Raw genomic sequence first — 9,255 nt, 5'->3', positions numbered from 1 at the left:
GGCGCCGCTCATTTTCGTCAGCAGCAGCGGCAGTTCGACGTTCTTCTGGGCGCTGAGCACCGGCAGCAGGTTGTAGAACTGGAAGACGAAGCCGACGTGTTCGGCGCGCCACTTGGCCAGTTCGCCGCCGCTGAACTGGTCGATGCGCCTGCCGTCGACGCTGACGCTGCCGGCGGTGGGCGTGTCCAGGCCGCCGATGAGGTTTAGCAGGGTGGTCTTGCCCGAACCGGACGGGCCCATCAGCGCCACGAAGTCGCCGCGCGGGATGTCCAGGTCGATGCCGTGCAGCACCTCGACGGTCTGCTTGCCGCGGGTGTAGTGCTTGGTCAGTTGGCGGATCTGAACCAGGGAATCAGACATGACGACCTCTCGATGAATTTGTAGGAGGGGCCTGAGCCCCGATGCTGCTTTTGTGGGAGGAGCTTGAGCCCCGATGCCTTGGACCTAGTTCTCCACGACAACCTTCGCCCCATCCGCCAGCTCCACCGGCGGCGCCAGCACGACCTTCTCACCCACCGCCAGCCCGCGGCTGACGCGGCTGCGGCCGTCGCGGGCGTCGGCCACCTGCACTTCGCGCTGGCTGGCGCGGCCTTCGCGCACGACGAAGGCGACGGTGCGGCCTTCGCGCTGCACCACGGCCCCGGCGGGCACGGTGACGCCGGTGGCCAGCGGGGCATTGGCGGTCGGCGGCGGCGCGTCTTCCAGGAAGGACACGCGTACGCCCATGTCGGGCACCACGCGTTCATCGCGCTCGAGCAGCGCGATGCGCACCTTGATGGTGGCCTTGCTGCGGTCGGCGGTGGGCACGATGGCGATCACTTCGGCCGGGATGCGCCAGTCCGGGTAGGCATTGAGCACGGCCTCGACCTTCTGGCCCGGCTTGACCCGGCCGATGGTCGCTTCGTTGACGTCCACGTTGATTTCAAGCGAATCCATGTCCACGACGGTGCCGATGCCGGTGCGGGTGAAACCACCACCGGCGGAAATCGGCGAGATCATTTCGCCCGGCTGGGCGGCCTTCACCGTCACCACGCCGGCGAAGGGCGCGCGCACGATGGTGTTGTCGACGCCGATGCGCGCCAGGGCGAGCGATTGTTCGGCGACGCGGATGTTGCTGCGCGCGGACTGGACCTGGGCGGCCAGCGCATCGTGTTCGCCCTGGGCCTGGTCGAGCGCGGCGGCGGCGACGAGTTTCTGCGCGGCCATGTCGCGGGTGCGCGCCAGCGTCTGCCGGGCCAGCTTGAGCTGGGCGTCGGCGCGGCTGGCGTCGTTGCGCGCGGCTTCCAGCCGGGCCTGGGCCAGGTCCTGCTGGGCCTGGGCGTCGGTGGCCTCGAGCCGGGCCATTACTTCGCCGGCTTCGACGACCTGGCCTTCTTCGATCAGCACCTCGTCCACCTTGCCGGTGATCTTCGAGGACACCGTGGCGATGCGGCGGGCGGTGACATACCCGCTGGCGTCGAGCACCGAGGTCCCGGCCGAAGCGGCCGCCGAGGTTTCCGCTTCGGCGATGGCCACGCGCACCGGCACGGCGTCTTCGCGCAGCAGCCAGAAGGCGCCGGCGCCAAGCACCAGCAGCGCGGCGCCGGCCAGCCAGGGCCAGGCGCCGCGCCCGCGCGCCGGTCCGGGCGCGGCGGCGGCCTTGCGGTCGATGCGCAGTTCCTTGATGAGGTCCGACGAAGCAGGCATGGCGGCTCGTATCCGGTGACAGGCGGGCAGTGTACCCGCCGTCCGGTGACGACCAAGGTGCCGGAAGTTAGTTTCTGCAGGTGACGAGTGTCACCTGCGCCGGCCTCAGCCGCCGAAGCGCTTGCGCAGCAGTCCCCAGGCGGCGCGCAGGCCCTGGGCTTCACCGCCGGCGGGTTTGCCCGGGCGGGTGTTGTCGTTCCAGGAGTACACGTCGACGTGGGTCCAGGCCTGGCCTTCGGGCACGAAACGCTCGAGGTACAGGGCCGCGGTGACGCAGCCGGCCATGCGCGTGGAACCGGAATTGGCCAGGTCGGCGACGTTGGACTTGAGGTAGTGCAGGTAAGGGCGCCAAAGCGGCATGCGCCACAGCGGGTCGCGGCTGGCTTCGCCGGCGGCCAGGTAATCGGCGGCGACCGATTCGTCGTTGGCGAACAGCGCCGGCAGGTCGGGGCCCAGCGCGATGCGTGCGGCGCCGGTGAGCGTGGCGAAGTCCATCAGCAGCGCCGGCTTGCCTTCTGCGGCATAGGTGAGCGCGTCGCACAGCACCAGCCGGCCTTCGGCGTCGGTGTTGTCCACTTCCACGCTGAGGCCCTGGCGCGTGGCCAGCACTTCGCCGGGGCGGAAGGCGTTGGGGCCGATGGCGTTTTCGACCGCCGGCACCAGCATCTGCAGGAACACCGGCAGCTTGCGCGCCATCACCAGCTTGGCCAGGCCCAGGGCGTGGGCGGCGCCGCCCATGTCCTTTTTCATGTTGCGCATGCCGTCGGAGCCCTTGATGTCCAGGCCGCCGGTGTCGAAACACACGCCCTTGCCGACGATGGCCAGGCGCGGGTGCGCGGGGTCGCCCCAGGTGAGTTCAATGAGACGCGGCGCGCGGTGGCTGGCGCGGCCGACGGCGTGGATGGCCGGGAAGTTCTGGTCGGTGAGCGCGTCGCCGACCACGCAGCGGATCTCGCCGCCGTGGGCGCGCGCCAGTTCGGCGGCCGCGGCCTCGAGCTCGGCCGGGCCCATGTGTTCGGTCGGGGTGTTGATGAGGTCGCGGACCAGGCCGGCGGCTTCGATGTGGGCCAGGGCTTCGGCCACGGCTTCGCCGTCGCCGGGCATGACCAGCCGGGCCGGCTCGCGGCTGGGCTTGAGGTAGCGGCCGAAGTGGTAGCTGCCCAGGCCCCAGCCCAGCACCGCCAGCCCCGGATCGACGGCCTGCGGGCTGTTGTCGGCCAGGCGGTAGCTGCCCGGCGGCAGCATCTGGGGCAGGTGTGCCAGCGCCAGCGGGTCGGCGGCGTCGGCCACGGTGGCCAGGGCGAAGGCCGGCTGGCCGTCGGCGCCGGGCACCAGCAGCGGCGCGCCGGGCTGGCCGGTGAAGTCGTTCGCCCGCAGCCAGGCCTGCACCGTCGCCGGCTGCGCCTCGCGCCAGGCCGCCAGGCCGTCGCGCCCGACCAGCACCAGCGGCAGGGCGCCGTCGGCGGACTCGGGGCGGTCGAAGCAGGCGGGCAGGTTCATCGTGGCTCCGTGGCGGCGGGGTGGGATTCAAGCCAGTCGGCGAGACCGGCTAGCGTAGCGAATTCAAGGTCGGGCCGGGGTAGCCCCTGGGGCCAAGAATCTTTCTTGCGATTGATCCAGCAGCTGCGCAGGCCGGCCCGGCGGGCGCCCATGACGTCCAGCAGCGGGTCGTCGCCGATGTGCAGCACCTGGGCCGGTTCCAGGCCGAGGCGTTCGCAGGTGGCCAGGAAGATCGGGGTGTCGGGTTTGGCGTGGCCCTGGTCGCGGGCGCTGATGAAGCAGTGGAAGTGGCTGTCGATGCCGATGCGCGCCAGGTCGGCGTTGCCATTGGTGAGCGCGGCCACCGGCCAGCGCGCCGACAGCCGGGCCAGGGCGGCCAGGGCGTCGGGATAGAGCTCGACCTGGTTGCGGCTGGCGAAAAAGGCCTCGAAGGCTTCTTCGGCGCGGCCGACGTCGTCGCCGGAGCGTTCCAGCGCCAGCTGCAGCGAAATCAGCCGCTGCTGGGTGAAGTCGTGCACCAGGTGCGGGTGTCCGGCCGCCACTTCCTCGCGCAGCCGGCGCATGCGGTGCACCGGGAAGCGGTTGGCCGTGCGCGGGCAGTGCTCGCGCAGGTAGGCGTCGAGCGCGCGCTCGGCGCGTTCGATCGAAGGCCAGATCGGCCAGAGGGTGTCGTCAAGGTCGAGGCTGAGCGCCCGGGGCAGCGTTTCCACCGGCCGATGATAGCGCGGGGCCGCGGCAGCGGCCCGTGAAGCCGGCGTCACTCCAGCAGCCGCGACCAGCCCTTCCAGTCCTCGACGTGGTCGGCGACGATCTTCAGGCACACCAGCATCGGCACCGCCACCAGCAGCCCGGGCACGCCCCACAGCCAGCCCCAGAGCATCAGCCACAGGATGATCGCCAGCGGATTGATGTGCATCGTGCGGCCCAGCACCATTGGGGTAAGCAGCTGGCTTTCCAGGGCGTTGAGCGCGATGAAACCGGCGGCGGGCAGCATCGCCGCGCCCAGGGTGTCGAACTGCGACAGGCCGACCAGCGACAGCATCAGGAACATCACCAGCGGGCCGACGATGGGCGTGAGGTTCAGGCCGGCGGCCAGCACGCCCCACAGCAGCGGGTCGGGCACGTCCAGCCACCACAGCCAGGCCACCGTGGCCATGCCCAGGATCGAGCTGGTGCCGCTGATGGTGAGCATGTAGCGCGAAAGGTCGGACTGGATCTGCTGCACGATGCCGGCCGTAAGCTTCTTGTGCGCCCGCGTCGGCCGCAGGTCCAGCAGCTTGCGCAGCACGTCGTCGCCGAACACCAGGAAACTGAAGGTCAGCAGGATCACCGCCAGGATCGGGCCGACCACGCCGGGAATGGCGTCGACAAGGTCCGGCTGCGGCGGCTGCACCACCACGGCTTCGTTGCCCTGGCCGGGCTCCTTGGTCAGGCTGCCCAGCGATTCGCGGGCGCGGTTGGCCTGGTTGAAGGGTTCGATCATCTGCTGCAGCTTGGGCGCGGCGTCGCGCATCACGAACGGCACCTTGCGCACCCACTCGGCCGCCGGCGCCGCCAGGAAGGTGCCGACCGCGCCGATGGTGCCCAGCAGCGCCGCCACCAGCAGCACCGCCGACACCGCGCGCGGCAGCCAGCGCAGCGGCGCGCGCCGCATCAGCGGGGCCAGCAGCAGCGCGAAGAAGCCGGCCAGCACGATTGGCAGGATCAGGCTGCTGGCCAGGTAGCAGGTATAGAGCAGGGCCGCGATGACCAGCAGCCACATCGGCCGCGCCTGCGCGCGCCGCTGCGCCGGCCCGCGGTCGGGCGCGGGTTTGGGCTCGGAGCCCGGCCGGGTCGGGGAAGCCGGCGTTGCCTGCCGCGACCCGGTGTCGGGCCCGGAGCCGGACTCGCCGCCGCCGCGCGGCCGCCTACGCCGTGCCACGGCGCGCCCTTGCAGCCTTCGCGGCCCGCGCCTTCTTGGCGGCGGCGGCTTTCACCGCCGCGCGTTCAGCGGCTTCTTCGGCCTCGGCCGCTTCTTCGGCGGCGGCTTGTGCTTCCGCCTCGGCCTGCGCCTGGGCGTCCGCTTCTTCGTCGTTGACCTCTTCGGCCATTTCGTCTTCTTCGGCCGACTGCAGGCCGGCGGCGGCGGTGATGCCCGCCAGCAGGCCCGGCAGCACCGCCTCGAGCACCATCGAAAACACCGGGCCGCCCAGCACCTTGCCGGCCAGCGACTGGTGGCCGCCCTTGGGTTCCTTCAGGCCAACCGCGAAACCCAGGGCTGCGCCGGACACCAGGATGCGGGTGGGCGTGGCGCTGCGGTGCAGTTCCTGGCGCAGGTGTTCGCGGGTGTCGCTGATCTGCTGCCGGCGCTCGACGCAGTGCGTTTCGGCTTCGTGCACGGCGGCCAGGCGTTCGCTCAGTTTCATGGAGCGGCCTCGTCATCGCCGGCCGACGGCGGTTCGGAGGGCAGGCCCTTGAGGCCCAGCTTGACCTGCCGGCGGGTGGCTTCGAAATCCAGGTGCCGCATCAGGCCGTGCGCGCGCCAGGCGGCGAGCGCGCCGATGAGCACGCTAAGCAGCAGCGGCACCGCGATCGCCAGCGGCCAGGACGCGCCGGTGGCGCGGATGCCGGCGACGATAAGCGCCGTCAGCAGGCCCCAGGTGGTGGCCACCATCACGGTGGCCAGCATCAGCAGCACCATCGCTTGCGTCAGCGCATGGCGGGCCAGCCCGACCTCGGCCAGGAACAGCTGGCGCAGTGCGTGCAGCGTGCCGAAATAGGCGCTGGCGGTGTCGCGGGCCGCGGAAAGCACCGCATGCGCGTCGTCGCCGAGCTTGCCAGCGCCTTCGCCGGCGCGCGGATCCGCGTCGGTCATGGCGTGGGCTTACTTGCGGCGCGTCAGCGCGGCGACCAGGTAACCGGCGGCGAAGGCGACGCCGAAGGACGCCAGCGGCTTGCTGCGGATCAGGTCTTCGGCCTGGTTGAGCATGCCGCGGCCCTGTTCCATCAGGCCTTCGAGTTGTTCGTTGATTTCAGCGCGCGCTTCGGACGCGGCGGCGGCGCCGGCTTCAAGGGCTTCGTCGACGCCGGACTTGAGCGCGTCGCGGGCGTCGCCCAGGTTTTCCTTTGCCTGGTCGATGTGGCGGGCGTTTGCTTGCTGCTCAGGACTCATGGGGGGCTCCTCCGGTACGACCTGTTGAAGACGTGTCCACCTTACACCGTAAGCCGCTCGCGGCGCGGTCTCACTCCATGCGCAGGAAGCCGGTGCGGCCACCCCGGCGCACGTCCAGCTGCAGGGCCCGCGGCGGGTCCTGCATGCGGTCGCGGAAGGCCTGCAGGTCGTCGACGCGGCGCTGGTTGACGCCCAGGATGTAGTCGCCCGGACGCAGGCCGCTGCGGGCGGCGCGACTGTTGGCTTCGACCTTGCTGGCGACCACGCCGTACCAGCCGCGCTGGCGGAAACGTTCGGGCAGTTCGGCCAGGGTGGCGCCGGCCAGGCGCGGGTCGATGTCGGCGCCGTCGATTTCGGTGGTGCGCGCCTTGAGCACGGCCTGCACGCTCAGCCGGCGCTCTTCGCGCATCAGGTCCAGGCGCACCTGTTCGTCCACCGGCAGCAGGCCCTCGAGGTTGCGCAGGGCCTGGGCGCTGTCGACGCGGGTGCCGTTGGCGGCCACCACCAGGTCGCCCGGGCGCACGCCGGCGGCTTCGGCGGGGCTGCCGCGGTAGACGCGGGTGACCACGGCGCCGCGCTGGTTGGCCGGCAGGCCCAGCTGTTCGGCCAGGCGCGGGTTCAGGTCTTCGCTGTCCAGGCCCAGGCTGCCGCGGCGCACTTCGCCATAGGCCAGCAGCTGGCGCTTGACCTCGTCGGCCAGGTTGGCGGGGATGGCAAAACCCAGGCCGATGTTGCCGGCGGCGCTGCCGCGCGGGTTGAAGCTGGCGGTGTTGATGCCGACCAGTTCGCCGCGCAGGTTGACCAGCGCGCCGCCGGAATTGCCCGGATTGATGGACGCGTCGGTCTGGATGAAGTTTTGATAGCCGAGGCCCTGCAGGCCGCTGCGGCCCACGGCCGAGACGATGCCGCTGGTGACGGTCTGGCCCAGGCCGAAGGGATTGCCGACGGCGACCACGAAGTCGCCCACGCGCAGGCTGCTCGAGTCGGCCAGGGGAATGGCCACCAGCTCTTCGGCCGGGATGCGGATGACGGCGACGTCGGTGTCCGGGTCCGAGCCGATGAACTCAGCTTCGAAGGTGCGGCCGTCGGCCAGGGTCACCGACACTTCGTCGGCGTTTTCGATGACGTGGTGGTTGGTCAGCACCAGGCCGCGTTCGGCATCGACGATGACGCCCGAGCCCAGCGACTGCTGGCTTCGCTGCTGGGGCATGCCGGGCATGCCGAACAGTTCGGCCAGCGGGTTGCGCACGCGCACCACCTGGCGGCTGTAGATGTTCACCACCGCCGGGGTCACCTGTTCGAGCATCGGCGCCAGCGAGGGCAGGGCCACCCCGTCCACCTCGACCGGCAGGGCGGCGTGGGCCGCGCGCGGCAGGGCCAGTTCGGCGGCCTTTTCCAGGGCCTGGTCGCCGCGGCTGGGCGGGGCCGGGGCGGCGGCGGCATCGGACGCGGCCGGCTGGGCCAGCCAGTGGGCGGCCCCGGCGCCGGCAAGGGCGGCGATCAGCAGGGCGGCAACGGTGGGCAAACGCATCAGGCAGGTCTCCGGGGCGGGTCGGGCAGCCCGCGATTGATACCAGATTGCGTCCAAACGGCGGCTGGACAAGGGGTGTCCGGGGTCGCGCCGGGCCTTCCGGGGCTCCCGGGGCGCCCCACGGCGGGGCGCTTCAACGTGGACCGGGAGAATTTCAGGACAACCGCAGCTCAAAGGGGGAAATGATTGATGGCATTGGAGTTTCCCACCCGGTTTTGATTGCGCCCGGGCGGTTGACAGCCCCTCCGGGCAGGGGTAGTTTTGCCTACCGTTGCCACTACATCTTGTGGTCGGCAGCGGGGGGCGGCCCCAAGGCCTTGGGTTAAAGGCGCGGGGTGGCAAGCAGGTACGACGCGAAGGCGAGACGGCATGCGGAAACCGGAACGGACATCACACAAGCCACGGGGCAAGGTCCCGCGGGCGGGTGACGCTTCCCCCGGATTCCGGGCCGGCTGGACCCGATAAGAATTCAGACAAAGGCGCCCTTCCCGAGGGGGCGCCCCGGGAGGAAGAAAGGACTTATGAGCACGGTTCGCCTGGAGGCGGTAAAGAGCAAAGCGGCGCAGGAAATCGACATGCAGCCGGCATCCCAGGACATCTGGGACAAGAAGTACCGCCTCAAGACCAAGCGTGGCGAACCGGTGGACGCCACCATCGACCACACCTACCAGCGCGTGGCCCGGGCCCTGTCCGATGCCGAGCCGACGGCCGAGAAGCGCAAGTACTGGTACGAACGTTTCCTCTGGGCGCTGCGCCGCGGGGCGATCCCGGCCGGCCGCATCACGTCCAACGCCGGCGCGCTTGAGCACAAGCCGGCCACCAGCACCATCAACTGCACCGTGTCGGGCACCATCACCGACTCGATGGACGACATCCTGGGCAAGGTCCACGAGGCCGGCCTGACGCTCAAGGCCGGCTGTGGCATCGGCTACGAGTTCTCGACCCTGCGCCCGCGTGGCGCTTACGTGTCCGGCGCCGGCGCCTACACCTCGGGCCCGCTGTCGTTCATGGATATCTACGACAAGATGTGTTTCACCGTCTCGTCGGCCGGCGGTCGCCGCGGCGCCCAGATGGGCACCTTCGACGTGGCCCACCCGGACGTGAAGGAATTCATCGGCGCCAAGCGCGAGGACGGCCGCCTGCGCCAGTTCAACCTCTCGCTGCTGGTCACCGACGAGTTCATCAAGGCCGTCGAGGACGACACCGACTGGCCGCTGGTGTTCCCGGTGAACGTCAAGGAAGCCGGCGACGTCGACGTCAACGACCCCAAGCAGGTCATCTGGCGCGAGTGGCCGCATTCGGAGAACTACGTCAGCCGCGAAGACGGCCTGGTGGCCTGCAAGATCTACGGCCACATCCGCGCGCAGCAGCTGTGGAACCGCATCAT

10 protein-coding genes are annotated in these 9,255 nt (G+C 70.7%); 1 reads left to right on the top strand and 9 read right to left on the bottom strand.

Going from position 1 to position 9,255, the window contains the following annotated elements:
- The 9 genes from AACZ35_RS09375 to AACZ35_RS09335 form a co-directional block, all read right to left on the bottom strand.
- On the bottom strand, positions 1-360 hold a 360-nt coding region (locus AACZ35_RS09375; RefSeq protein WP_339828429.1), incomplete at its 3' end, for an ATP-binding cassette domain-containing protein.
- Positions 361-444: 84 nt separating this feature from the next.
- Positions 445-1,686, bottom strand: a complete 1,242-nt coding sequence (locus tag AACZ35_RS09370) for an efflux RND transporter periplasmic adaptor subunit (protein ID WP_339828427.1) — start codon at positions 1,684-1,686, stop codon at positions 445-447.
- A 105-nt stretch (positions 1,687-1,791) separates the two neighbouring features.
- On the bottom strand, positions 1,792-3,186 hold the full coding sequence (locus AACZ35_RS09365) for a leucyl aminopeptidase family protein (RefSeq protein WP_339828426.1): 1,395 nt from the start codon (positions 3,184-3,186) through the stop codon (positions 1,792-1,794).
- Positions 3,183-3,896, bottom strand: a complete 714-nt coding sequence (locus AACZ35_RS09360; RefSeq protein WP_339828425.1) for an HAD family hydrolase — start codon at positions 3,894-3,896, stop codon at positions 3,183-3,185. Before AACZ35_RS09360 ends, AACZ35_RS09365 begins: the two co-directional genes overlap by 4 nt.
- A 47-nt stretch (positions 3,897-3,943) precedes the next feature.
- Positions 3,944-4,948, bottom strand: a complete 1,005-nt coding sequence (locus AACZ35_RS09355) for an AI-2E family transporter (RefSeq protein ID WP_339828424.1) — start codon at positions 4,946-4,948, stop codon at positions 3,944-3,946.
- 145 nt (positions 4,949-5,093) lie between these two features.
- Positions 5,094-5,591 (bottom strand): hypothetical protein, encoded by a 498-nt coding sequence (locus AACZ35_RS09350; protein WP_339828422.1) that lies wholly within the window; start codon positions 5,589-5,591, stop codon positions 5,094-5,096.
- Positions 5,588-6,040 carry a hypothetical protein gene (locus AACZ35_RS09345; RefSeq protein WP_339828420.1) on the bottom strand — a complete coding sequence of 151 codons (453 nt, stop codon included), beginning with the start codon at positions 6,038-6,040 and terminating at the stop codon, positions 5,588-5,590. Before AACZ35_RS09345 ends, AACZ35_RS09350 begins: the two co-directional genes overlap by 4 nt.
- 9 nt (positions 6,041-6,049) lie before the next feature.
- Positions 6,050-6,337, bottom strand: a complete 288-nt coding sequence (locus AACZ35_RS09340) for a hypothetical protein (RefSeq protein ID WP_339828418.1) — start codon at positions 6,335-6,337, stop codon at positions 6,050-6,052.
- Between the two features lie 70 nt (positions 6,338-6,407).
- Positions 6,408-7,868 (bottom strand): Do family serine endopeptidase, encoded by a 1,461-nt coding sequence (locus tag AACZ35_RS09335; RefSeq protein WP_339828416.1) that lies wholly within the window; start codon positions 7,866-7,868, stop codon positions 6,408-6,410.
- Positions 7,869-8,389: 521 nt separating this feature from the next.
- On the opposite strand from AACZ35_RS09335, the gene AACZ35_RS09330 reads away from it, so the two are divergent.
- Positions 8,390-9,255, top strand: an 866-nt coding sequence (locus AACZ35_RS09330; protein ID WP_339828414.1) for a ribonucleotide reductase N-terminal alpha domain-containing protein, incomplete at its 3' end; no start/stop codon positions are given.

The sequence above is a fragment of the uncultured Arenimonas sp. genome, from assembly GCF_963976025.1.
Lineage (GTDB): Bacteria > Pseudomonadota > Gammaproteobacteria > Xanthomonadales > Xanthomonadaceae > Arenimonas.
The sequence above is the reverse complement of the archived record's forward strand: the minus strand, read 5'-3'. Positions and strand labels throughout refer to the sequence as shown.